At 61.9% G+C, this 24,570-nt stretch carries 22 protein-coding genes; 8 read left to right on the top strand and 14 right to left on the bottom strand.

Annotated features, from left to right (window positions below):
* Nucleotides 1–41: 41 nt before the first annotated feature.
* From MNODULE_RS03550 to MNODULE_RS03515, 8 genes are read right to left on the bottom strand one after another with little or no spacing between them, the layout of a single operon-like run.
* Nucleotides 42–1,391, bottom strand: coding sequence for an inositol-3-phosphate synthase (locus MNODULE_RS03550; protein WP_168058096.1), 1,350 nt, complete (start codon nucleotides 1,389–1,391; stop codon nucleotides 42–44).
* Nucleotides 1,388–2,512: a CgeB family protein gene (locus MNODULE_RS03545; RefSeq protein WP_202882105.1), complete on the bottom strand. Its 1,125-nt coding sequence runs from the start codon at nucleotides 2,510–2,512 to the stop codon at nucleotides 1,388–1,390. The genes MNODULE_RS03550 and MNODULE_RS03545 overlap by 4 nt, the downstream gene beginning before the upstream one ends.
* The gene (locus tag MNODULE_RS03540) at nucleotides 2,509–3,612 is read right to left on the bottom strand and encodes a CgeB family protein (RefSeq protein WP_168058095.1); all 1,104 of its coding nucleotides are present in this window, start codon (nucleotides 3,610–3,612) and stop codon (nucleotides 2,509–2,511) included. The genes MNODULE_RS03545 and MNODULE_RS03540 overlap by 4 nt, the downstream gene beginning before the upstream one ends.
* Complete coding sequence (locus MNODULE_RS25215) at nucleotides 3,609–4,721, bottom strand: CgeB family protein (RefSeq protein ID WP_168058094.1); 1,113 nt, start codon at nucleotides 4,719–4,721, stop codon at nucleotides 3,609–3,611. Before MNODULE_RS25215 ends, MNODULE_RS03540 begins: the two co-directional genes overlap by 4 nt.
* The gene (locus MNODULE_RS03530; RefSeq protein WP_202882104.1) at nucleotides 4,691–5,827 is read right to left on the bottom strand and encodes a glycosyltransferase family 4 protein; all 1,137 of its coding nucleotides are present in this window, start codon (nucleotides 5,825–5,827) and stop codon (nucleotides 4,691–4,693) included. Before MNODULE_RS03530 ends, MNODULE_RS25215 begins: the two co-directional genes overlap by 31 nt.
* Before the next feature lie 27 nt (nucleotides 5,828–5,854).
* Nucleotides 5,855–7,168, bottom strand: coding sequence for a TIGR04295 family B12-binding domain-containing radical SAM protein (locus MNODULE_RS03525; RefSeq protein WP_168058093.1), 1,314 nt, complete (start codon nucleotides 7,166–7,168; stop codon nucleotides 5,855–5,857).
* Nucleotides 7,165–8,283 carry an NAD-dependent epimerase/dehydratase family protein gene (locus MNODULE_RS03520; protein ID WP_168058092.1) on the bottom strand — a complete coding sequence of 373 codons (1,119 nt, stop codon included), beginning with the start codon at nucleotides 8,281–8,283 and terminating at the stop codon, nucleotides 7,165–7,167. The genes MNODULE_RS03525 and MNODULE_RS03520 overlap by 4 nt, the downstream gene beginning before the upstream one ends.
* On the bottom strand, nucleotides 8,280–9,398 hold the full coding sequence (locus tag MNODULE_RS03515; protein WP_168058091.1) for an NAD-dependent epimerase/dehydratase family protein: 1,119 nt from the start codon (nucleotides 9,396–9,398) through the stop codon (nucleotides 8,280–8,282). Before MNODULE_RS03515 ends, MNODULE_RS03520 begins: the two co-directional genes overlap by 4 nt.
* A gap of 503 nt (nucleotides 9,399–9,901) precedes the next feature.
* On the opposite strand from MNODULE_RS03515, the gene MNODULE_RS03510 reads away from it, so the two are divergent.
* Entirely contained in the window at nucleotides 9,902–10,870 is a 969-nt protein-coding gene (locus MNODULE_RS03510) for a glycosyl hydrolase (RefSeq protein WP_168059191.1), read from the top strand.
* Here MNODULE_RS03510 and MNODULE_RS03505 read toward each other — a convergent pair.
* From MNODULE_RS03505 to MNODULE_RS03485, 5 genes are all read right to left on the bottom strand, one after another.
* On the bottom strand, nucleotides 10,854–12,656 hold the full coding sequence (locus MNODULE_RS03505; RefSeq protein WP_168058090.1) for an ABC transporter ATP-binding protein: 1,803 nt from the start codon (nucleotides 12,654–12,656) through the stop codon (nucleotides 10,854–10,856). The two genes, MNODULE_RS03510 and MNODULE_RS03505, sit on opposite strands and share 17 nt — an antisense overlap.
* A 213-nt stretch (nucleotides 12,657–12,869) precedes the next feature.
* On the bottom strand, nucleotides 12,870–13,919 hold the full coding sequence (locus tag MNODULE_RS03500) for a UDP-glucuronic acid decarboxylase family protein (RefSeq protein ID WP_168058089.1): 1,050 nt from the start codon (nucleotides 13,917–13,919) through the stop codon (nucleotides 12,870–12,872).
* Between the two features lie 254 nt (nucleotides 13,920–14,173).
* On the bottom strand, nucleotides 14,174–15,952 hold the full coding sequence (locus MNODULE_RS03495; RefSeq protein ID WP_168058088.1) for a hypothetical protein: 1,779 nt from the start codon (nucleotides 15,950–15,952) through the stop codon (nucleotides 14,174–14,176).
* A 74-nt stretch (nucleotides 15,953–16,026) separates the two neighbouring features.
* Nucleotides 16,027–17,358: a nicotinate phosphoribosyltransferase gene (locus MNODULE_RS03490; RefSeq protein WP_168058087.1), complete on the bottom strand. Its 1,332-nt coding sequence runs from the start codon at nucleotides 17,356–17,358 to the stop codon at nucleotides 16,027–16,029.
* Between the two features lie 77 nt (nucleotides 17,359–17,435).
* Nucleotides 17,436–17,918: an adenosine-specific kinase gene (locus MNODULE_RS03485; protein ID WP_168058086.1), complete on the bottom strand. Its 483-nt coding sequence runs from the start codon at nucleotides 17,916–17,918 to the stop codon at nucleotides 17,436–17,438.
* Nucleotides 17,919–18,071: 153 nt separating this feature from the next.
* Between MNODULE_RS03485 and MNODULE_RS03480 the strand changes: the two genes are divergently transcribed.
* From MNODULE_RS03480 to MNODULE_RS24990, 5 genes are all read left to right on the top strand, one after another.
* Entirely contained in the window at nucleotides 18,072–18,749 is a 678-nt protein-coding gene (locus tag MNODULE_RS03480; protein ID WP_168058085.1) for a hypothetical protein, read from the top strand.
* Between the two features lie 142 nt (nucleotides 18,750–18,891).
* On the top strand, nucleotides 18,892–19,356 hold the full coding sequence (locus tag MNODULE_RS03475) for a hypothetical protein (RefSeq protein WP_168058084.1): 465 nt from the start codon (nucleotides 18,892–18,894) through the stop codon (nucleotides 19,354–19,356).
* 66 nt (nucleotides 19,357–19,422) lie between these two features.
* Entirely contained in the window at nucleotides 19,423–20,454 is a 1,032-nt protein-coding gene (locus MNODULE_RS03470; RefSeq protein ID WP_168058083.1) for a DnaJ C-terminal domain-containing protein, read from the top strand.
* On the top strand, nucleotides 20,454–20,789 hold the full coding sequence (locus MNODULE_RS03465; RefSeq protein ID WP_168058082.1) for a chaperone modulator CbpM: 336 nt from the start codon (nucleotides 20,454–20,456) through the stop codon (nucleotides 20,787–20,789). The genes MNODULE_RS03470 and MNODULE_RS03465 overlap by 1 nt, the downstream gene beginning before the upstream one ends.
* Entirely contained in the window at nucleotides 20,786–20,908 is a 123-nt protein-coding gene (locus MNODULE_RS24990; RefSeq protein WP_272953219.1) for a hypothetical protein, read from the top strand. Before MNODULE_RS03465 ends, MNODULE_RS24990 begins: the two co-directional genes overlap by 4 nt.
* Nucleotides 20,909–20,974: 66 nt before the next feature.
* Here MNODULE_RS24990 and hutH read toward each other — a convergent pair whose 3' ends face one another.
* Nucleotides 20,975–22,480, bottom strand: a complete 1,506-nt coding sequence (gene hutH / locus MNODULE_RS03460; RefSeq protein ID WP_168058081.1) for a histidine ammonia-lyase — start codon at nucleotides 22,478–22,480, stop codon at nucleotides 20,975–20,977.
* A 284-nt stretch (nucleotides 22,481–22,764) separates the two neighbouring features.
* On the opposite strand from hutH, the gene MNODULE_RS03455 reads away from it, so the two are divergent.
* Together MNODULE_RS03455 and MNODULE_RS03450 are read left to right on the top strand one after the other, a co-directional pair.
* Nucleotides 22,765–23,718 carry a cyclic nucleotide-binding domain-containing protein gene (locus MNODULE_RS03455; protein ID WP_168058080.1) on the top strand — a complete coding sequence of 318 codons (954 nt, stop codon included), beginning with the start codon at nucleotides 22,765–22,767 and terminating at the stop codon, nucleotides 23,716–23,718.
* Between the two features lie 58 nt (nucleotides 23,719–23,776).
* The gene (locus MNODULE_RS03450) at nucleotides 23,777–24,565 is read left to right on the top strand and encodes a 3',5'-cyclic-nucleotide phosphodiesterase (protein ID WP_168058079.1); all 789 of its coding nucleotides are present in this window, start codon (nucleotides 23,777–23,779) and stop codon (nucleotides 24,563–24,565) included.
* Nucleotides 24,566–24,570: the final 5 nt, after the last annotated feature.

Genomic DNA, 24,570 nt, shown 5'->3' with positions numbered 1-24,570 from the left:
CCTTCCATTCCTAATTCGTAATCCCTCATTCCTAATTGCCCTCAAGCCGCTTCCTCATAATAATCGAGCCCCGAATGATGCAGCACCTCTTCGCCGGCCAGAATCCGCAGCGTGTTGGTCAGCTTGAGATGTTGGACGAAGAGGTCATGCATCGGGGCGAGATCGGGCCGCGCCATCGGCGCTTTGAAATAAAACGAGAGCCACTCCTGCGTCCCTTTGAGCTTCGCCCGCCGGGCGAGATCCATGAAAAGAATCAGATCGAGGACCACCGGCGCCGCCAGGATCGAATCGCGGCAGAGGAAGTTGATCTTGATCTGCATCGGTTGCCCCATCCAGCCGAAGATGTCGATGTTGTCCCATCCCTCCTTGGCGTCGCCGCGCGGGGGATAATATTCGATCCGCACCTTGTGGTAGAGCGCGTTGTAGAGCTCGGGGTAGAGGCCGGAATCGAGGATCGAGCTGAGAACCGACGATTTCGTCACCTCCTTGGCATGGAAAGAGCCGGGATCGTCGAGGACCTCGCCGTCCCGGTTGCCGAGGATGTTCGTCGAAAACCACCCGCGCACCCCGAGCATCCGCGCCCGCAGGCCCGGCGCCAGAATCGTCTTCATCAAGGTCTGGCCGGTCTTGAAATCTTTCCCCGCGATCGGGACCATCCGCGCCCTGGCCGTCTCGGCGAGCGCCGGAATCTCAACAGACGTGTTCGGCGCCCCGTTCACATAAGGGATGCCGAGCCGGATCGCCGCATAGGCGTAGATCATCGAGGGGGAAATGTCGGGATCGTTCTCTTTCAATCCCTTCTCGAACGCTTCGATCGTCCGGTGGACTTCTTTCTGTTCCTGATAAACCTCGGTCGATCCGCACCAGACCATGACGAGACGGGAGAGGTCGTTCGCCGTCTTGAACTCCTCCATCTCTTTCATCAACGCCTCGGCGAGATCGATTTTCCGCCGCCCCTGTTTGACATGAGGGCCGCGCAAATTCCGGAGGAACTTCGGATCGAAGACGGCGGGAAGGGGCCGGACCGACCGGAGTTCTTCCCGCACCTCCTTTAACTGCTCCGCAGGGAGGACCCCCGCCTTGATCGCCGCTTCATGGCCGTCGTCGGGGAAGATATCCCATCCGCCGAAGACCAGATCGGTCAGGGGGGCGAGCGGGACGAGCTCCTTGATCCCTTTCCAGCGGGGCCGGGAGCGCTTCCCCAGCCGGACCCGCTCCATCTGCGTCAGCGAGCCGACCGGTTTCGCCAGCCCTTTGTTGATCAGGTGAACCCCCGCGATCAGCGTCGTCGAGACCGCGCCGCCGACCCCCGGAATCAAAACACCGAGTTTTCCGGAGGCGGGGGCGATGGCGCGACCCCCTCCTTTTTCTTCCCGTTTCACACGCTTCATGATGCAACCCTACCCAAAGTGGTCGGCTCCGGCTCCGGCCGGCGGCGATTTAAAATCTCGCAGGCATACCGTTCCAATTCCGCCGCCCGCTGAACGGCGGTATGCTCCGCCAGCACCCGGTCGCAGGCCCGCAATCCGATGGCGCGCCGCGTCTCTTCGGGAATCTCGCGCAGAGTGCGGAGGGTCTCTTCGGGGGAGCGGGAGAGAAGGATCTCCTCCCCCGGCTTGAAAAATGTCTCCAGCCCCGGCCAGAGATCGCTGATGATCGGGGTCGCGCAGGCGGCCGCCTCGAAGAGACGGACGCTCGGCGAATAACCGGCCCGGATCATATCGGCCCGGGTCACATTCAGCGTAAACCGCTGCGCGTTGTAGAAGGCGCGGTGCCTTGACGGCGGCAGATGCTCGATCCGGTCGACATTAGCAGGCCAGGAGAGGCTTTCGGGATATTTGGAGCCGGCGACGACGAACGATCCCTCGCCCCATCGCCGCGCCGGCTCGATCAATAGACGATCGAGCGTCTCCTGCCGGTCGAGGCTGTAGGTCCCCATGTAGCCGAGCGACCAGGTCGGCTCGGCCTCCTCCGGGTAGTAAAGATCGGGATCAACCGAGCAGTACAACGGCCGGGCCATCGGCGATCGGTACTCCCGCTCCAGACGTTTTAAAATCGGACCGCCGGTGAAGGAAAGATAGAGGTGATACCGGGGGATCAGCGCCTTGGAGAGGTAGTCGATTTCGCCGCGATCGAGCTTCGCGAGGGTCACCGGGGTGTCGATATCGTAAAACGCCGTCACCCCCCGCGCGGTGGAGGTCACCCACTCCCCGATCGCAATCCCCTGCGGAACGTACGATCCGACGATCACCAGATCGGCCTCTTCGACCTGTTCGGTGAAACGCTCTTTCAGCTCCTCCAGATTCTCATACAGTTCGAACCTCCCATGGCGCGGACGCGGGAGATCGCGGTTTTCGGCATACCAGGGAACATTTCGTTCGAAGAAAGTGAAATCATGGCCCCGCGCGCGGAGTCCCCGGACCAGACTTCGGTAAGTGGTGGCATGTCCGTTCCCCCAGGAGGAGGTAATCGACAGGCCGAAGATCACGATCGACATCCTTGATCCGCTCATGGCATCCCCCCCGTCTGGACCGTTTCTCTCCCTTCGAGCAGCGCCTCCAGCTGCGCCGCCCGATGGGCGTAGGTATGCTCCGCCAAAATTCGCCGCCGCGCCGCTTCTCCGATGGCGCGGGCGCGCTCGGGCGTCAGCGACCGAAGCTGCTCGGCGACATCGGCCCCGTCCCGCGCGACGAGAACTTCCTCTCCCGGATTGAGGAAGAGTTCAATCCCTTCCCAGGCATCGGTGATCAGACAGGCCGCCGCCCCCGCCGCCTCGAAGACCCGGGTCGCCGGAGAGAAACCGTTGCGCGCCATGCTCTCCCGGGTGATGTTCAGGACCGCCCGCGGGGTGCAGTTAAAAGCGTTGTGATCCCGCGTGTAGAGATGGCCGACGGCGTAAACGTTCGGCGGCATTCCTTTGTCCCCCCACCCGCTCCCCGCCAGGAGAAACCGGGCGGCCGGAAGGGCTTCGGCCGCTTTGAAGAAAAACGCTTCAACCCGCGCCTCCCGGTCGGGAAGGCGGTTTCCGAGAAAGGCGAGCTCCCCTTCGAACCTCGGATCGGGGGGGACCGGATGATGCGTCTGCGGATCGAGCGCATTGTAGATCGGCACACAGGCCCGCGCCCCGAGCGACCGATAGGCCCGCACCACCGGATCGCCGCCGCCGTAGGTCAAGATCAGATCATAACGGGGGATGAGCGATCGGAACGGATCGGCGGGATCTTTCCCGACCCGATCGAGGGTGGCGGCGGCATCGACGTCCCAGAAGATCACCTCCGTATCGGGCCCGCGCATTTCAAGCACGGCCGACTCCAGAAGTTCATCGAAGACCCCGACGCCGCTCGCCTTGACGATCAGATCGGCGCCGCGCGCCTGCGCCAGCGCCTTCGCCACGGCCGCCTCCTGGTTGGGATAGACGACCACCTCGGCCCACGGCGGATCGGGGATATCCCGATGCGCCTGCCGGCCGTAGGCGTCCGGCTCATAAAAAGCGATCTGGTAGCCCCGCCGGTGCAGGGCGCGGATGATGCCGCGATAGTAGGTCGCCGCCCCGTTCCAATACGCGGAGACGAGGCTCGATCCGAAAAAGGCGATCCGGGGCCGCCGGTTCATGCGGAAACCTCCTTTTCTTCTGGTAGATTCAGACCCGCAAAAATCGTAAGGAGCTGATCGACCCGGTGGGCGCAGGTATGCCGCGCCAGGATCGTCACCCGGCCGTGGGCGGCCAGCGCTTCCGCAGAGGAGCGATCGTTGAGGAGCATTTTCAAATGCCGCTTCATCTCCTCCCCTGTCCGGGCGACGAGGAAGTCGGCGCCGGGGGTAAACAGCGCCTCACTGTCGTCCCAGGGGGTCGAGATCAGCGGGATACCGCAGGCGAGCGCCTCGAAGGGGCGGATGGTCGGGATGCCGGGAAGAGCCCGAACATACGGCCGCCGCGGGATATGGACCGTCACCCGGAAGCGGGCGAAGACCTCCGGCACTTCATCGTTCGGAAGCCATCCGGCATAGCCGATCCCGGCCTCGGTGAGGGCGCGGCGGCCTTCTTCGGGGTAGCGGACCCCGTGAACACGGGCATTGAGACCGAGCGCTTTGACCGGCTCCAAAAGGAAGGTGTGCAGCTCCTCGGTCCGCTCGTTGTCCCCCCAGTTGCCGATCCAGACAAGATCCCCCTCCCGCTTCCCCTTAATCGGGCGAAAGAGGCGGGTGTCGGCCGCTTCATGCCAGGTCCAGGCGGCGGCCGCCCAACCGCGGGAAAGATAGAGATCGCGGATCACCCGCCCGTAGGCGAGGACGCCGTCGTAATGGGCGAGATCGTACCGGGCCACCTCTTCCGGCGCGGTGACGCTTCGATGATGGGTGTCGTGGAAGAGAAGCCGGTAGCCCCTGCTGCGGGCGCGATGTTGTCCGATCCGCCCGACCAGTTCGGGGGGATTCCATTCGTGGACCACGACGAGGTCGGCCCCGTCGAGCGCTTCATCGAGATCGATCGCGGCCGGATCGTAAAAAGCGCTTCGCAGCCCCGGGTAGGCCCGCTGAAAGCGGTCAATCGCCGCGGGCCCCTGCTCCGCGAGGAGGCTGCGGAGGCTCCACCCGTCGCGCGGCTCGAAGATGCGAAGTTCGTGGCCGCGCGCGATGAGCTCGCCCGCCACACCGCGCAAGAAATGGGCGTTCCCGTGGTTCCAATCCGAGATCAATGAGTGATAGAAGAGGACGATCCGCACGTAAATGCCTCCTGTTCGTTGATCATCTTTTGATACAGCATGAGATACCCCGCCGCCATCCGGTCGGACGTATAACGGTCGGCCTGAGCGCGGGCCCGGCAGGCGATCGACTCCCGCAGAAGAGGATCGTCGATCAATCGCCGGAGGACGGCCCGGAGCGCTTCCGGATCATCGGGAGGGACGAACAGCGCCGCCTCTCCCCATACCTCCCGAAGACTCGGCGGATCGCCGAGAACGAGCGCGCAGCCCGATAACGCCGCTTCGAGAGGGGCGAGACCGAACGGTTCATACCGGGCCGGGAGAACATAAATCGCCGCCCGCGAAAGCCAGCCGGCGAGCGCGGCCGCGGAGAGCCGGCCGAGCGGCCGGAGGGCGTTGAACGCAACTTCCTTCCCGTCGGGATGACGCGACTCTCCCGCGACAAAAACCGGCCACGGGAGATCGTGTGCGATCCGGTCGAGCAGGGCGACATTCTTCGCCTCGTCCCAGAGCCGCCCCGCGGTGAAGATCAAAGGCTCCTTCGGATGCGCCGTAAAGAACGAGGCCTCTCGTCCGTTGGGGATCACGCGGTCTCTCCGCAGCGGACCGTAATATTTCCGGAGCTCTGCGAGCATCGCCCCGGTCGGCGCCACGACACAATCGGCCTTCTGCAGCCCTCGCGAAACCGCTTCACGGTAGCGGTCCCAGGCGGCGGGCGCCTCCTCTCCCTTCACACTCCGCCACCAGGAGAGGACACAGGAATGCCCGGTGACCAGGACCGGCGCTTTCCAAGGGAGCGCCCCGTGCGCGTAGCCGTTGAGATGGATCAGATCGGGTTGAATTTGCCCCTCCAAATCGAGCAGCCATTCGCCCGCCCGGGCGACCTCCTCCCACGGCGACTCCATCCACTCCAGCTTGAACGCGCTCGGATAAAGGGTGAGATTCGGCATCGCTTCGGCTTCGGCCCGTTGCTCCGGTCGAATCGGCGCCCCCATTGTCGCAAGGGATACCGCCACGCCGTGCCGGCCGAGGGCGCGAGCCAGCTCCAGCGCATAGGTCCAGACCCCGCCGACGGTGTCGGCCGTCATCAAAATGCGGCGGGGCGCTTTTTCATGATGAATCGCCATAAAGATCAAAAGACGGAAGGCGGGGAGTCAAGCCGACCGCCTTTCGTGTTCTCCGGTATTCGATTCCAGCATCTGTAACGGAATGGGCCGTTGGTCCTGAATATCGCTGAATGCTTCGTACTCTCGAAGATAGTGCGCGTGCGCCCGCTCCCACGCCTGCTCGTCGGGTAGGCCCCATTTGCGGACATAGTCGGGGGAACCGGGGTAGGGAAAGAGCGGAACCGGCTTGTTTGCCCAGATCCCCTCTTTCGCCAGGCGCTCCCGCCACGCTTCGATCGCCGCCGGATCGTCCATGTGGGCTTCGAGGAGGTTCGCCTGAACGAAGGGGACCTGCCGCTTGGCATCGATCAGACGCGCGACGATTTCGTCGGTGGAGAGCCGGCTCGGCTTATCGAGCCACTTCCTCCCCTCCGGGCTGATGCTCTCGACCCCCGCTTCGATCGACACGCAGCCGGCCCGGCCCAGGAGCGCCAGCATCGGCGGGCTCCAGAGATCGATCCGGGTCTGGACGCCGAAGCGAATCCCCCGCTCCGCGATCCCTTCCAGGAGCGGCTTGCTCGGGAGGAAGATCTCATCGATGAAGTAGAGATAGGTCGCCCCCGCTTCGATGAGGCCGTCGAGCTCTTCCAAGATGACCGGCAGGGGGCGCTTGCGATAGTCGTCCCGGAAGTTCTCCTTCGCGCAGAAGGTGCAATGATAGGGGCAGCCGCGCGAGGTCTCCATCTCGGCGCCGGGGCCGTCGGGAGGGGCCTCGAACCGGTGGTGATGGTGCGGATGACGGGCGAGGCTCTCGCGCGACCAGCGGAGCGGCGGCAGGGCCGCCATGTCGCAGGCATGCGGCCCCCCCTGGACGCGGATCTGGTCTCCCGCGCGGTAGCAGACCGACGGGACCTCGCCCCACTCCCCGATCGGTTTCCGGATGAGAATCGACAAGATCTCCTCCGCTTCGCCGAGGATCACGGCGTCGACCCCGAGCTTCTTCAAGGTGATCGTCGGGGTCGTCGAGCCGTGCGGGCCGATGGCGATCAACGCTCCGCCGACCGGCCGCAGATCGGAAACTGTTTCGATCGGAACCCGCAGCTCCGGCGGCGCGCAGCGCCAGAAGAGATAGCTCGGCGCGGTGGTGATCACGGTCACATCGGGGGCGAAGGCTGCCGCGCGGGCGCGGATCTCTTCCCGCGAAAGCCCCTCCGCCAAGCCGTCGATGATGAGGACCTCCGCCCCCTCTCGCTCCAGCAAGGCCTTGGCGTAGCCGTATTCCAACGGGAGATGGACCTCGCGGCAGCCGAAGTAGATGCTTCCGTCGAAGGTCCAATGGGGATTGACCAGCGCGACCTTCATGCCGCCCCCTTTCCGGCGGCGCGTCCGCTTCGTATTTGCGACGCGCTGCGCGCGCGGGCCCCGCGAAGCGAAGGCTTTTCGGAGCGGGCCTCCCGCAGCCACGCATAGAGCGACCGGACCCCTTTTTCAACGCCGACCCGGGGCGACCAGCCGGTCGCCGATTGGAATCGGCGGGTGTCCGAGACATAGTAGCGCTGATCGGCGAGCCGCCACGGCTCGAAATGCGTCGTCAGCGGCCTCTCTCCGATGGCTTCGATCAGATGGATCAACTCCAAGAGACTGGTCGTGTTCGACGGCCCGCCGCCGATGTTGAACGCCTTCCCCGAGAGGAAGTCGATCCGCTCCTGAGCGAGGAGGAATGCGTCGATCAGATCTTCGACATAAAGAACGTCCCGAACCTGCCGGCCGTCGCCGAAGAGGGTGATCGGCCGGCTCTCCATCGCGCGGATCATGAAATGGGCGACCCATCCCTGATCTTCGGTCCCGAACTGATGCGGGCCGTAGATGCAGCTCATCCGGAAGACGGCCGCGGGGATGCCGTACGTGCGCGCGTAGTCGAGGACGTATTGATCGGCCGCCCCTTTCGAACAGCCGTAAGGGCTGTGAAATTCGAGCGGCCGGGATTCGCCGATGCCGTAGGTCCGGATCTCCGGCGCTTCCGGCTCGTAACGCTTGATCCCCTGCCGGAGGGGGAGCTCCTCCAGCTCGCCGTAGACTTTATTTGTCGATGTGAAGAGGAGGGGGGGAGGGCTCTCCAAAACGCGGATCGCTTCGAGCAGATTCAGCGTCCCGCGCGCGTTGACCTCGAAATCGTCGATCGGCTCGGCAAGGCTCGTCGTGACCGCCACCTGCGCGGCGAAATGAAAAACGGAGGCGGCCTGCCGGACGGCCCGCTGCAGCGCAAATGCGTTGCGCACGTCGGCCACCGTCACCTGCAGGCGGCTTCCGTGCCGCTCGCGCAGCCAGCGAAGATTCTGCTCCACCCCGGCCCGAGAGAGATTGTCGAAAATCAACACCGGGTGTCCCGCCTGAAGAAGGCGGTGCGCAAGGTTCGTCCCGATGAAGCCGGCCCCTCCCGTAATCAATACGGGTCGTTCCTTTTTTCCGTTGATCATCGCGTCAATCCCCGGGCAGCGAGTTCCGCGCGGGCATCCGAAACACGATCGATCGCCACCTGCCCCTTCAACCATGACGCCAACTCGACCAACCCTTCCTCCAATGTGACGCGAGGCTCGTACCCGAGGACCTTTCGGGCACGGGTGATATCGGCGAAGCAGTGCCGGATGTCCCCGGCCCGGTATTGTCCGGTGATTTCAGGCTGAATCCCCTCTTTTCCGAGCGCCGCCGCCATCCGGTCGGCCACCTCCCGAATCGTATAAGAGCGGCCGCTTCCGATGTTCAACGCCTCCCCGGCCGCCTCCGGCACTTCCAACGCCAGCCGGCAGGCGCGCGCCACATCATAGACGCTGACGAAATCGCGCCGCTGAAGGCCGTCTTCAAAGATCAGCGGCCGATTGCCGTTCAACAATCGGCTGGCGAAAATCGCCAGAACGCCGGTATAAGGATTGGAGAGGGCCTGCCGGGTCCCGAAGACATTGAAGAAGCGCAGCGCGACGGCCGGGAAACGATAGGCGCGCCCGATCATCAGACAGATCCGCTCTTGATCGTATTTGGAGAGGGCATAAACCGAAGAGAGACAAGGCGGCTTCGTCTCCGGCGTGGCGATCGGCTCGAGGATTTTACCTTCGGCATCCCGGACCTCCCATTCGGAGGCCTTGAGCTGCGGGAGACTCCGCTCCGACTCGGAGATCAGGCGGCCGTCGGCCGCCCGGTAGAGCCCCTCGCCGTACAAGCTCATGCTCGACGCCACGATCAGCCGCTCCACCGGCCGCTCGATCAACGCTTCCAGGAGGACGGCGGTGCCGAGGTTGTTCACCTCGGTGTAACGCGCGATCTCGTACATGCTTTGGCCGACGCCGACCGCCGCCGCAAAATGGTAGACCGCATCGACCCCTTCCAAGGCGCGCCGGACCGCCGCCCGATCGCGAACGTCTCCCACGATCAATTCCACATCGGGATGTAGATAATCGGGCCGCCCCGCGCGGGGGCCGTGGACCTGCTCCGAAAGATTGTCGAGGGCGCGGACGCGATAGCCGTGCGCGAGGAGTTCATCGGCCAGATGAGAGCCGATGAAACCCGCGCCGCCGCTGATGAGGATCTGCTTCTTCATGTAGGACTCCTTACCTTCTTAAAAATGGGTTCATCCAAATTGTGAGTTGCTCGAAAATAAAAGCAAGAGACATGCCCCGAACCTTCATGTCGACACCACGGCATGGGACAGAGAAAGACCGAAAAGGTTATCAACAGAAAGATGAACAGGATGTCCACAAGAAGGATGTGAGCCCCACTACACGAAGAAGCGCCGCAACGCGAAATCGATCCCTCCGTAATCAAAGATGAAGTTCAAAACGCCTCTTCCTCTACCGAGAATCGAACGGGTCTCCTCACAATTTATTTTGTCATGGCGCGAGGTCATGTATCGCCTCCCCGCTTCCACCGTCTCTGCAATCCCGCTTACATCGCCGCAATATTCGAAAAAGATTTGCAGAGAGTTCAACAAACCATTCACCTCGGAAAATTCTTTCAGCGGAAAAATAGCGCTCCTTCCGTATGGAAGAGGAGCGGCGTCGGATTTGCATTCTCCCCCGCAGCAGGGCAAGCGTGAGCGAAACGATGATCGAAGCGATCAAGTTCTGGAACGAGCCGAACAATCTTTCTCATTGGGATTTTACGATCGACCCGGAGTGGAAGGAGTATGTGCGGATGACCCGGTCGGCGGCGGAGCGGGTGCGCGCCCTCTGCCCTTCCTTGCGCCGGGTGTTGGGAGGGATCTCGCCGATCGATCCGAGTTTCATCGCCCTTCTCGGCCGTCACGGCTTGCTGGCGTCGGTCGATGTCGTGGCGGTCCACGGCTTTCCGCTCGACTGGAATCACTGGCAACTCGAAGAGTGGCCGAAGAAGATCGAAGCGATCGAGAAGGTGACCGACCTTCCGGTTTGGGTCACCGAGGTGGGGGTCTCCACCTTCGGGGCGGATGAAGTTCAACGCTTTGGATTGCAGCGGACGGCGGCGCTTTTATTAGGTCGAGTCGAGCGGCTCTTCTGGTACAGCCTTCTCGATCTCCCCCCGGCCTGGGAGGCGACGACCCGCCACAAAGAGAGCGAGGGAAGTTCATATTATCGGCATTTCTATATGGGATTGGTTCGGGACAACGGCACGCCGAAACCGGCGCTCGATTGTTTCAACCCCGAGATGGGGATCTGCCAGTGGTTTCACTTTCAGGATCACCGCCTTGAATCGGCGGTCGCCTGGCTGCGGCGGATGGGGGTGAAAAAACTCCGGACCGGGTTGAGCTGGGCCGATTGGCACCGGCCCGGCGCCATCGCATGGTTCGATCATCAAATGGCGCAACTCGCCGAATTCGAGCTGACGATCACTCTCTGCTTCACCCCCCCCTCGCGGGGGCGCCTCCCGCATCACACAAGCCCTCCCTTGGTGCCGGAGGAGTTTGCCGAATTCGCCGAGTGGGTGGTCCGGCGGTATGTCCTCGGTGAGAAAAAGGAGACCGACATGCCTCGGCGGATTCTCGAGCCGATGCGACCCGAAGGGGACGGCGTCGCGCCGGTCAGATCGGATCGTTGAGGGAGGCCAGCGGGGTGGAAGAGGCGCTTGCGAGAAGCCCCTGCGTCTGCCGCCGGACGAGAGAGGCGTAATAGCCGTCGGCCTTCATCAGGGCTTCGTGATCGCCGCTCTCGATGATCTCCCCCCCCTTGAGGACCAAGATTCGATCGGCGCCGACAACGGTAGAGAGGCGGTGGGCAATGACGAAGGTGGTCCGTCCTTTGACCAGCCGCGCCAGCGCTTCTTGAACCAGCGCCTCCGACTCCGCGTCGAGCGCCGAGGTCGCTTCATCCAAAATGAGGATCGGCGGATTCTTCAGCAGCGCGCGCGCGATCGCGATCCGCTGCCGCTCTCCCGCCGAGAACCGGCCTCCCCGCTCCCCCACCAGGGTCTCATATCCTTCCGGAAGACGCTCGATGAATTCGTGCGCATGGGCCGCCTGGGCCGCTTCGATGATCTCACGCTGTGAGGCGCCCGGTTTGCCGTAGGCGATGTTGTTTCGGACCGAATCGTTGAAGAGCAGCGCCTCCTGAAGGACCACGCCGATCTGCCGCCGGAGCGATCGCTGCTTGAGGGTCCGCAGATCGGCCCCGTCGACGAGGATCGCGCCGGCGGTCGGGTCGTAGAGCCGCTGGAGCAGCGCCATGAGGGTCGTCTTGCCGGCGCCGCTCGGGCCGACGAGGGCGATCATCTCCCCCGGCCGGACATAGAGGTCGATCCGCCGAACGATCGGTTTTTTTTCATGGTAGGCAAAGCCGACGCCGGCGAAGAGGACCTCCCCGCGGAGCGATTCGACTTCCCGCGCGTTCGGCGGATCGGCCAGCCGGTCCTGCGCGTCGAGAATCGCGTAGATTGTCTGGAGAGAGACCGAAGCGCGCCGGAGGGTTTGGTAAATCCCGGTGAGACCCTGGACCGGTCCGAAGAGGCCGCCGACGTAGCCGAGAAAGGCGACGAGTGTACCGACGGTCATCTCGCCTCGGAGAATCAAAACGCCGCCGAAGGCGATCGCCGCGATCCGGGCCAGCATGACGATCCCGTTCTTCGCCGCGCCGACGCCGGAATCAAAACCGACCCCGCGCACCACCACCTCGTTCGCTTCATGGACGCCGCTCAGGAAACGGCGCTTCTCCTCATCTTCCATCGCAAAGCTCTTCACGGTCATGATGCCGGAGAGGACTTCATTGAAGCGCGAGTAGATCTTGGCCCAGCGGTCGAGCAGCGTCCGCTCCCGCCGGGTCTGCGGCTCGGCCGCCCAGGCGCCGATCAACGCCGGGAGCGGGGTGAAGGCGAGCACGACCCACGAAAGCCGCCCGTCGAGCCGGAGCATCAGAACAAAAGAGAGGGCGAGGTAGACCAGCGCCGGCAGGACATTAAAAGCGATTTCGCTGAGCGCTTGGAGAAACCCCTGAATTCCCCGATCGAGCTTGGTCATGATCCCGCCGACGCTTTCTTCTTTGTGGAAGGTCAGGGGGAGCGAATGGAGGCGGTCGACCGTCGCTTCTAGCAGCCCGTAGTGGACCCCGAGCCGGACCCGCCAGGTGAGCCAGCTGGAGAGGGCGAGGATCGCCTCACGGCCGAGCCCCAGCGCCAGCAGCCCGCCGACGGCGAGCCCCACCGTCTGGAGGGTCCCCCCGCCGCCGAGTTCGTCAAAGAGATATTTGAGAACAAGCGGCTCCACCGCGCTCAGCGCCGCCCCCCCCAGCGTCAATCCGAGGATCACGAATACAACGCCGCGGAAAGGGCGGATAAAGACCAGCGCCCGCCGTCCTTGCGAAAGCCACTCCGGATTTGTTGTTTGATCTATCATGAAATCGATCCTCTACTCCCTTAAAATCATCCGTCTCCCGGAAGTTCAAAGGGAATAGGCTACCAGATCGACCGGCGGCTGCAATTGGGAATCGGCCTTAGTTTCGGCGGGGAAAAGGAGATAAAAAGGGACCTTTGCACCCGAAGGGCGATGCAAAGGTCACCGGATGTGAGGGGTTAGATGTCTTTGACGAGGGAGGAAATCAGGAGGCGCTTAGCCGGCCCGGCGCAGCGCGCCGGTCGGCAGGCGTGAGGCCGCGTTGCCGTTTTGTTTCGTTCGGGCCGCTCGGACGGGAAGGGCCTTCGTTGCAAGACCATATTGTTCAAAATAAGCGATTGTCTTTTTGAGCCCCTCTTCGAGCCGGATCTTCGGCTCCCAGGAAAGCGATTCTCTCGCCGAGGTAATATCGGGACGGCGCTGTGTCGGATCGTCCTGAGGGAGGGGCTTATGAACGATCTTGGAGCGGGACCCGGTGAGGGAGATGACCTTCTCGGCCAGCTCCAGCACGGTAAACTCCTCCGGATTCCCCAGATTCACCGGCCCGGTCAAACCGGGCGCCTCCATCATCCGGATGATCCCTTCGATCAGATCATCGACGTAGCAGAAGGAGCGGGTCTGGCTGCCGTCGCCGTAGACCGTGATCTCATTTCCTTGAAGCGCTTGAAGGATGAAGTTGCTCACCACCCGTCCGTCATTGGGGGCCATGGCGGGTCCGTAGGTGTTGAAGATCCGGACGATCCGGATATCGATCCGGTACTGCCGGTGGTAATCCATCATCAGGGTCTCTGCCACCCGCTTTCCCTCGTCATAACAGCTTCGAGGGCCGATCGGGTTGACGTTTCCCCAATAAGACTCCGGCTGGGGGTGGACTTCGGGGTCTCCATAAACCTCCGAGGTGGAGGCTTGGAGGATGCGGGCTTTGGTCCGTCGCGCCAATTCCAGCATATGGGTGACGCCGAGCACGTTCGCCTGAACGGTGCGGACCGGGTCGAACTGATAATGGACCGGCGAGGCGGGGCAGGCAAGATTGTAAATCCGATCGACCTCCAGATCGATCGGATGAACGATGTCGTGCCGGATCGCTTCAAACCGGGGATGATCGAGGAAAGAACGGATGTTCTCCTTTGACCCTGTGAAGTAATTGTCCAGGCAGAGGATCTGATGTCCCTGCGCAAGGAGCCGCCCGCAAAGATGCGAGCCGAGAAAACCGGCGCCGCCCGTGACCAAAATTTTCTTTCGCTCTGGATCAAAGCTTGAATGCATACGACTCTCCTCTACTCGTTCTCATCCGGTTCTTCATCACGGCAGTGCAGAAAAAGTGCAGCCCCTTTCCATCAGGATCGATCGGTTGCAACTGTATAAACACTGCCACCCTTTCATGAGCGCCTGTTTTTTTAAAATTGATATGGGTAGGACCCCCTTTTGAGTCGCCTCCGCTCAAGGCGACGATCATGCAGGCACTAAAGAAGCAAAAGAAGTGCCGATCAGAAAGAGGCCGCCACGAAAGGTATTCCCCGTCACATCGGTTGCAAGGAGATGGCGTCGAGTTCGCCGAGAAGCGCGGCCCGGTAACGCAGAGAAAGAGATTTGAACCGCCCTGCATCCGGGGCGGGACCGAGCGCCTCCGCGGCCAGGGTCGCGTACCCGAGGCGGTAGGCCAGGTAGGCCACTTTATAAAAGCGCAGCCGGTCGAGGAGACGCGGGTCGTTTGCGAGCGCCTGATACCGGCCGAGAAATCGTTCCTCGTCGCGGACACTGAAGCCGAACTCGACACAACAGCCGGCGAGGTCCCAGGCGATCTCCTGACCGCCGGGGAAAAAATGATCGTCGTGGTGATCCACGCCGTCGGTTTTCAGATATCCCGCGGAAGTTTGAAGCCACTCGTGCGGGAACATCCTTCCGTCGATCGCCGCCGGCCGCTCCTTTTCAAAGAGGGATCGAAATCGCCCGAGCCGATCCAGCGGCCCCTCCCATCCTTTTCCCAGCCCTTCGCTGAGATTGATCCGCATCATTTCGATCATCTCATCGAAGGACCGGCGGCGGGAGACCGGGAACGTCTCCCTAAGAAACGCGAGATAACGCGCCATCGTCTCGATCAACGAGGAATCGGCTTCCCCTCCGGAAACCGGAGCGCCTTCTACATACTCCGTCACGAGAAAGCCGCGCACGAGACCGACCACCGGCGGGCCCCACCCGGCGCCGGCCAATCGCTCCGCGCGTTCGCGTTTCGACCGGCCGTAACGTCCGAGGCCGGCGAACTTGAGCAGGCGCGGTTTCTCTTTTGATTCGAGCGACAGATACTTCCGCCGCTCATGTTGAGGCTGAACCGGAGGATAGCTCAATTCACTCTGATAAACGTGAGAGCGCCATCGGCCGCCGGAAAAATCAACAAACGGGCCTTGCGGCAGGGAGGAGAAATATTTCTCTCGATTCAGAAAAATCTCCTCGAAGGAGGTGGCGATCTTCCGGTGTCTCGGCCAGCACCCCCGCGCCGCCTCGGAGCGGAAGCGGGTTCCGTCCGGCTCCCAGCTTGGAAAGAGGAGAATCCGATCATCGGCAATCCCGATCTCGGAGAGCTTTTCCGCGACGGAGGTCATCGAGGAACCGCTCAGGCCGGGCCCTTCATCGATGATGAGGAAGTAAGCGCCCTTTTTCCCGGCAAGCTCTTTTTCAAGGGAGGAAGAGAGGCGGAGGAATCGGTCGAACGGATGGCCGCGCGGCCGGACCGTATAGGAGCAGATCGAAGAACCATTGGCTTCGAGGGGGGCGGCCACCACCGCGGAGAGGCTGGTGCCGATGCTCCGGATGCCGATGCAGACCGCCGGCTGCGGACCGACTTCCCGAACCAATCGAAGCGCCGACTCCAGATAGGTTTCTGGATAGAGGCCGTAATAGGCATATCCTTCCGGAACACGCAGGGCGATTTTTGGAGGAAGATTGGAGAAAAGCGGGTCTTTAAGCGCGCGGCCGAGCCGGGACGGTATGTCATCGGTCTGAAATTGCGCGCTCCGCGCGCTTCGATAGAAGAGATGTCCGATCAGAAGGCTCGCCTGCCGAAGCCGCCGTAAGAGGGGACCGTCCGAATCGAAATCGGGAGAGAGGGCGTCGGCGACGGCCGACTCGAAGACCCCCCACTCGATCAAAAGCTCCACGATCCGATCATGATCGCGGAAGCCTTCTTTTTCCAAAGAGAAGAAAAGCGCTTGAAGTTGAGCAAGTTGTTCGGAGGCATCCACCACCTCTTCTTGTCCGCCGTAGACGATCATCTCGATCCCCACGCCTCCCTTGGGGATCATTCTACAATGATCTCGGCGGACGATGGAACGGTTCCCGTTGCAAAGCCGCTTGACAGAGCGGACACCGGCCCCCCTTATCCGCTTCGGGCATCGACTTCGGCGGCCAGCCGCTGGAGCCCCTCGGAAATCTTCACCCGATACGGGGGCGCTTCTTCCAGCCGACGCAGCGGCTCCGGAAGGCGGGCCAGTTCGGCGGCGGCGCGCCGGCGCGATTCGGTGAGGGAGGGAGACGGGGCGAGACGCCGGCCTGCGCGCATCACCGGCTGCAGAAGCGCTTCCCCCTCCTGCGGATCGCTCTCCAGCGTGAGGAGATCCTCGGCGATTCGTCCGTCCGGGCCGCTCCGGCGATAAACCTGTTTCCGTCCCGGCCAGGTGGCTTTTCCCTCCGACCGCTTCCGGCGCGCCCGCCCCGCATACTCCTGAAGCTTGTAGGCGCAGTCGAGGTAGGGGACGTCGGCCGAGGTGTCGAGGCGGGAGCCGATGCCGAAGCCGTCGATCGGGGCTCCCGACCCCAGCAGATCGCGCACGACCTGTTCATCCAGACTGCCGCTCGCCCAGATCTTCACCCCCGGCAATCCCCCCTCGTCCAAGATCCGCCGCACCTTTTTCGCATGATCGGCGAGATCGCCGCTGTCGAGACGGACCCCTTTGATCTCGATCCCCTCCGATTTCAGTCGCGGCGCGATCGAGACCACCTTCGCCGCCCCCTCCTCCGTGTCGTAGGTGTCGATCAGGAGGACGACATTGTCCGGTTGCGCATGGGCGAATCGGAGGAAGGCTTCCGTCTCCTCCTCGTGGGCTTGAATGAAAGAGTGCGCCATCGTTCCATAGGAGGGGATCCCATAGTCAAATTCGGCCAAGACGTTGGACGAGCCGGCGAAGCCGGCCAGATAAGAGGCGCGCGCCGCCGTCAGACCGGCCTCCGCCCCGTGCGCCCGGCGCAGTCCGAAGTCGATCAACAACTTTCCCGGCGCGACCAGGACCGACCGGGCCGCCTTCGAAGCGATCAGGATTTGTAAGTGAAGCAGGTTGATCAGGCGGGTCTCGATCAGCTGCGCTTGCGGGAGCGGCGCGGTCACCCGGACGATCGGCTCGTTCGGAAAGAAGACCGTCCCCTCCGGCATCGCATCGACATCACCGGCGAACCGAAGCCGGGACAAATCATCGATGAACCCCCTGCTGAACCGGCCGGTCTCTGCGAGCCACGCCAATTCTTCCGGGCTGAATTGAAGCGACTCCAGGTAGGCGAGCAGCGGCTCCAGACCGGCGGCGATGAAAAAGTTGCGCTCCGGCGGTTTTTTTCGAACAAAGAATTCGAAGACCGCCGTCTCCGCCATCCCCTCCTCGAAATACCCTTGGAGCATGGTGAGCTGATAAAGATCGGTTAAGAGAACGCTCGACGACATTGGATATCACTCCTGCTTGAAGACGGTGACCGTAGGGGTTCAACATGTTGAACCCCTACAACAACAGCGAGAATGCCTCACACCTTGTATCCGACACGGCGGAGCAATTCTTTACGGGACCGCAGATCGGCATCGGTCTCGACCCCTCTCGGTCTAAATCCGTCGATCACCCCCATCACCCCCCTCCCTTGCTCGGTTTCGGCCACGATCACCTCCACCGGGTTGGCGCTGGCGCAGTAAATCGTGCAGACCTCTTGAACCGACTTGACCGCATTCAAGACATTGATCGGATAGACCCCGCGCAGCAGGATGAGGAAAACATGTCCCGCGGAAAGGGTAAAGGCATTCTTCGTCGCCAGATCGATCAGGGAGGCGTCGGTCCCGCTCGTCCGAATCAGGCAGGGGCCGGAAGCCTCGCAGAACGCGAGGCCGAACTGGATCCCCGGCACCGCCGTCGCCAACGCCTCGTGAAGGTCGTCCACCGTTTTAATGAAGTGCGCCTGTCCGAGAATCAGATTAATCTCTTCCGGTTTGTCGATCTTGATCGATTTAAATTCCATCCTCTCCTCCTCCGTTGCAGCCACCTGTTTCGGAATATCAACGATCGGCCGTCACCCGCCGGTTCCGTGGCGGATTCGCACCTCGTATGGTATATTTTGGATCGACTTCATCGTATTGATGATCAGCATTTTTTGCAAGTGTAGGGGTTCTTGATGGACTTCAAAAAAACGGCCGCTCTCCTTTTTTTTAGCCTTTTCTTTACATGCACTGCAACCGCTTATGCTTTCCCCCCCCAGTCGATTGAACTTCTGCCGGGGTACACGGCGCCCGATTCGGCGTCGGACGGAGGTCCCGCCGTCGATCTGCGCTACCTCCTCCACTTCCCCTCCCTCTATCTCGTCGCCGGAATCGGGGTTGGACAGATCAACGCCCCGGCGAATCATCGGAATCTGGCGATCGGAAGCGATCTGGAGATGACCCCGGTCGGCTTCACCCTCCGGCTCTCCCCGCCCCTCCTCGAATCGTTCGTGACCTTTTTCGAAATCGGGGCCGATCGGCTCTTCGGCCTTCACTATGAACTCGATCCCTCCGTAAATACCGGTGAGAACGATATCTGTATTGTCGAACCCGGGATCGGCCCCACCCCCTGCCGGAAAACAACGATCAAGGAGAGTTCGGTCGCTTATCGGCTCGGCGCCGGGATCGAAAAGGTCTTCCGATCGGGTTTCGGGGTCGGTCTTCATTATACTTATCGAAGAGCGGAGCCCATCGAACGAATCGTCAGCGAGACGCCGGAGCTCGGTGTAACGGCCACCCGGACGACTCGGGAGGACCTCTTTAAAGTCAGACAGTCGATCTTTTCACTCTTGATCAGTTACCGGTTTCGGTAGAGACGACCCGCCGGGGCGTCTCTCACCGGCTCGCCCGTTCGGGTGACGCGTGCATTGCCCTCCATACGACATTTTAGGACAGATCTGCTTGCCTGCGGGGAGGGAGTCATGTTATGATCGGCCTCCTATCAGAGGTTGATCGATGTCAAACCGCGTGCAACAATTCTTGATCGGATCGGGTCTCATCCTATTGGCGGTGGGGCTTGGCCGGATCTATACCCTCTTCGCCGCCCGTTCCGCAGACCCTTTCTTCGCCCCCCACCTTTTGGTGACCCTTCTCTCCCTTTGGATCGCCACGTCGATCCTCCGGGTCGGCTTGCGGAAAACGGAGATCACCCCGCGCGGCGCCTTGTCGTTGATCCGATCCGGGTCGATCCTGCTGATGATCTGGAGTTACCGTCTCTATCTGGTCCTCAAGACCGTCCGCTCTCCGCTCGATCTGAAGGCCCATTTCTACCTGGCCTTCATCTATATGGTGATGGGCGCCCTGGTCATGCTCTTCGGATTGAGGACCAGCCGCGCCCTTCGGAAGAAGGCGGCGCAGGTCCCCTCTCCCGCTCCGATCCCCCTGACCGGCGCCCTCTCGAAAGATTCCGCAGAAAAATAGCCTTTTTTCCGCCTCGCGATGATGTTAAAATCTCCTTAAAGAAGGAAATGAACATCGGGTATTGCGATGGCGGTGAAATATCGAGACTACTATGAGGTCCTGGGCGTTCCCCGGACCGCTTCCGCGGAGGAGATCAAGAAGGCCTATCGAAAGCTCGCGCGGAAGTACCATCCCGACCTCCAGACCGGTCCAGGCAAGGAAGAGGCCGAGCGGAAATTCAAAGAGCTCAATGAGGCCAACGAGGTGCTCGGCGATCCGAAGAAGCGGGAGAAATACGACCGCCTCGGACCGCAGTGGCAGGAGGGGATGGACTTTACCCCGCCGCCCGGCGCGGGCCCCCGGGAGGGGACCTTCCGGTACGAGGGGGGATTCGAGGGCTTTGAGGAGTTCGGCGGTTTTTCCGATTTCTTCGAATCGCTCTTCGGCGACACGATGGGAGGTCGCCGGAGAGGGAGTGGGTTCGGCCGCGGCGGCGTCCCCCGCCCGAGGCGCGGCAGCGACGTCGAATCGGAGATGGAGCTCACCCTGGAAGAGGTGGTCCACGGGGCGAAGCGGCGGGTCCGGCTTCAGGGACAGGCCCTCTGTCCCGTCTGCAACGGCCGCGGGACGGTCGGGCAGCAGACCTGCCCCCGCTGCGGCGGGACCGGCCGGGTGATCGAAGCGCGGGAGCTGACGGTCAACATCCCTCCGGGGGCGCGGGAGGGGGATCGGGTCCGTCTCGCCGGGCAAGGGGAGCCGGGAGAGAGCGGCGGTCCTCCGGGCGACCTCTTCATCCGCATCCGGCTTCTCCCCCATCCTCGTTTTAAAATCGTGAATGAAAACGATCTTGAGACGGAAATCGAAGTGATGCCGTGGGAAGCCGTTTTGGGAACCGAGGTTCGGATTCAGACCCTCGACGGCGAAGGAACCCTGAAGATCCCGGCGGGAAGTCGCAGGGGGAAGCGGTTCCGGCTCCGCGGGAAAGGGCTCCCCATTCGGGGGAAGGGACGGGGGGATCTCTATGTTCCGCTCGAAATCAATGTCCCCCCGCAGGTGACGTCGGAAGAGAGACGCCTGTACGAGGAACTCGCGCGTCTGGCAAAGGAGCGGCGGTCGTAATGCGAAGAATGGGATCGATCCAAAAATGGATCACCTACCGGAAGGATGATTCGGGAGAAGAGATCTGCTACGTGACCCTGGAGGGGCTGGCCCGGTTGGCCCATGTTCCGGTGACCTCGGTGCGACGGATGCAGGAAGAAGGTTTGATTGCGCCGATTCGGGGCGAGGAGCGGTTGTTTCCGCAGGAGACCCTTCGCCGCATCGCCAAGATCGAGCGGCTTCGCGCCCAGCTTCAGATCGATCTCGGCGGCATCGACATTATTCTCGGTCTGATGGAGCGGATGGAGGAGATGGAGCGGGAGATCGCCGCGTTGCGGCGGGAGGCGCGGCGGTGAAAAAGCTCTGGCGGCGCTACCGGATGAAATATTACTTCGTTTTTTCCCTCGTCCTTTTTGTCGCGCTGATCCTCGTCAATTTCTTTTTTCTTCGCCGTTTTTTTGCAGGGGCGGGATAAAAATATCCGAATCGCACATCCCCAGACCTGTAGGGGCGTATTGCAATACGCCCCTACGATACCGATTCAACGATCAAAAACGAAGAGCCCGTCCCGGATCATCCGGCTCACCGTTTCGATCTCTTTTTGAAGGGAGCGGTCTTCCTCCAGCGGCGAAACCTTTGTCCGAAGCCGTTTGAGCGCTTCTGCCACCCCTTCCCCCGGCTTCAACGGCGCATGAAAGTCGATCCCCTGCGCCGCCGCAATCAATTCGATCGCGAGGATTGCTTCCACGTTCAAGACGATCTGGTCGAGCTTCAACGCCGATCCCATCGCCATGCTGACATAATCTTCTTGATTCGCCGAGGTCGGAATGGAATCGACCGAGGCGGGATGCGCCAGCAGTTTGCACTCCGAAGCCAATGCCGCGGCGGCGACCTGCGGCATCATCAATCCGGAGTGGAGGCCCGGGCGCCGGGTGAGAAAACGGGGAAGGTCGATCAGATCGGGATCGACCAGCTGCGCGATCCGCCGCTCCGAGATCACCCCCAAATGGGTCAGGGCGATGGCAAGCAGATCGAGGACCAGGGCGATCGGGTGACCATGAAAATTCCCTCCCGCCAAGATCGATTCCGATTCCGGGAAGACAAGCGGGTTATCGGTGATGCTGTTGGTCTCGATCGTCAGCACCCCCCGGACATGATCGATCGCGTCCCGGACGGCGCCGTGGACCTGCGGCATGCAGCGAAGAGAGTAGGGATCTTGGACGCGGCTGCAAGCAATGTGGGAGGCGCGGATTTCACTTCGCGCGAGCAGCGCGCGGATCTTTCGGGCGACATTTTTTTGACCGGGGTAGGGGCGCAGGCGCTGAATCCGCTCGTCGAAGGCGGTCGGCGTTCCCATCAGCGCTTCGAGCGACATCGCCCCGGCCACATCGGCGCTCTCCGCCAGCCGCTCCGCCCCCTGCAACGAGAGAAGTCCGAGCGATAGAGCCGCCTGGGTCCCATTGACCAGCGCCAGCCCTTCTTTCGCCTCCAGAATGATCGGCGCGATGCCGGCTTGCCGCAGCGCGCGGCGGCCCGGAAGGCGCTTCCCGTTTACGAGAGCCTCTCCCTCCCCGATCAGCAGCTGGGCCAGATGGGCGAGGGGGATCAGGTCGCCGCTCGCCCCGACCGACCCCCGGCTCGGGATCACCGGATGGACCGCGCGGTTGAGCATCTCGATCAGCCGCTCGACCACCACCGGACGGACCCCCGAATGACCGGCGGCCAGGACGTTGGCCCGCAGAAGGATGATGCCGCGGGTCTGCGCCTCGGAAAGGGGGGGGCCGACGCCGCAGGCGTGGCTCCGGACGAGGTTGGCCTGAAGCTGGCGAATCTCCCCCTCCGAAATTTTCTGGTCGGCGAGTTTCCCGAAGCCGGTGGTGATCCCATAGACGACGCGATGCTCCGAGAGCATCTTCTCGACCACGCCGCGGGAGCGGCGCATCTTCGCGACCGCCTCCCGGGCCAGGCGAACCGTTCTTCGCCCCAGGACGACCTCATAAAAATCGGAAGGTTTTAAATCATGACCGGTGAGATGTAGGGGGCGCATTTCGAGCATTATATTGGAATCACCCGATGAGTGCAACGATTCAAAGAAGGGGTGATGTTACAAAAGATTGATCGATCTGATCTAACCTCTTTCCTTGAAAGATACAAATCGGTTAAAATAGCGCAAATTATGCGACGGGACACGCCTACATAGAAATGGGGGAACCCAGGCACCAGCGTCTTTTATCCTCAAGGGTACCAACTAGGAATATCTCGATTGCATTTTGTAAAGAATATGTTAGGCTGTAAGCGATTTCCCGCCCCTTGAATGAAGGTTAAAGGATTATGCCGGCTCAAAAAGAGTCCCGAGACGCCCTGAACGAAGCCCTCCATCTTTGCATCAAAAAAAGCCAATGGTCGGAGGCGATCGAGATCCTCAAGAAGCTGATGAAGCTGGAGCCGACGAACACGATGTACCTTCTTCGGGTCGGGGACTACTCCGCCAAAATCGGCGCGAAGAAAGAGGCGGTGACCGCCTACCTGAGCGCCGGAGATACCTTTTCGAAGAACGGCTTTCTGGTAAAGGCGATCGCGGCGTATAAGATGATCCTCCATTTGGAGCCGGACCATCCCGAGGCGCGGAAGCGGCTCCAAACCGTCCATTCAGAGGCGCGGGGACAAACCGATCCGATGATGATCCTGAAGACCGCCCCCGCGGCGCCGTCCGATTCGGCGGCCGTCGAAGCCTCCCCGCCCGAGTCGATTCCGTCCCAACCGAAGGAGGCGCCGCCGTTCGAGATTGAGCGGACCTCTCTGTCGGAAGAGGCCGAGCCGAGTCCGGAAGCGGCCCCGTCCCCCGTCGCGAAGAAATTCGCCGGCGATGCCATCCCGCTTTTTGCCAATTTGACCCCGGAAGAGTTCGCAAGCGTCATCGAGGGGACGACGCCGCGAAGCTACCCCCCCGGCGCCTTCATCGTTCGCGAAGGAGAGACGGGGAATTCGATCTATATTATTGTCAAGGGGCGGGCCAAAGCGGCAACCAAGGTCGGCGGTCAGGAAATCGTCCTCGGCTTCCTCAATGAGAGCGACTTTTTCGGAGAGGTCGCCTTCCTGACCGGGCGGCCGAGGACGGCCGACGTCGTGACGGTGCACGAGACCGATCTCTTGGAGCTTCCGGGGGAATCGGTCAGCGCCATTCTGGCGCAGTACCCCCACATCCGCTCCGTTCTCGAGCGTTTGTACATCAAACGGATGCAGATCACGATCGATGCGATGAAAAGCGCGAAGGGGGCGTTGTGAAAAGGGCGTTCCATTCCATCAGAACCGTCGCCCGGCGACGGCCGGGGAGGAGCGCGCGATGAGAGTGAAGGTGCTCGGTTGCTACGGGGCTGATTTCTACGAAAAGAAAAATGGGAAGGCGATCCGTTATAATCCCTCCGGTTTTCTGATCAACAAATCGGTCGCCCTCGATGCAGGGACCCTCTGCGGCGCGCTGACCCTCTCGGATCTGAGCAAAGTCCGGTATGTCTTCATCTCGCACGCCCACCTCGACCATATCCAAAGCCTCCCCTTCATGGCTGAAATTCTCTTCGGAAAAATTCAAAACCCGGTCGTGATCGTGAGCATCGCCGAGGTGATCGAGGTCCTCCGGAAACATTTCTTCAACGGCCACCTCTGGCCTGACTTTACCCGTCTGCCGACCCCGGAAAACCGGATCCTTTCCTATCAGGTGATCCCGGTCGGAAAACCGGTCGAGGTGGAGGGGCTCAAGATCACCGCCATTCAGGTCAGCCACATCGTCCCGGCGGTCGGGTTCATCGTCGAGGAGGACCGGTCGGCGATCGTTTACAGCGGCGACACATGGAAGACCGATGAGCTCTGGAAGGTCGCCGCTCAGATCGATCATCTCAAGGCGATCTTCGTCGAGTCGTCCTTTCCCGATCAACTCTCCCAGCTCGCGATGATCTCGGGGCATCTGACGCCGCAGTTGACCTTGCAAGAATTCAACAAGATTCACCGGCCCGACCTCCCCCTCTACATTTACCATATGAAGCCGCCCTACCTGGATGAGATCCGCCGGCAGGTCAAAGGGCTCCGGAGCAAAGGGGTCCATCTTTTGCGGGACGGCCAGGTGTTCAACTTCTAGCCGGC

This window comes from Candidatus Manganitrophus noduliformans (assembly GCF_012184425.1).
GTDB lineage: Bacteria > Nitrospirota > Nitrospiria > SBBL01 > Manganitrophaceae > Manganitrophus > Manganitrophus noduliformans.
This window is presented reverse-complemented; position numbering and strand designations above follow the sequence as displayed.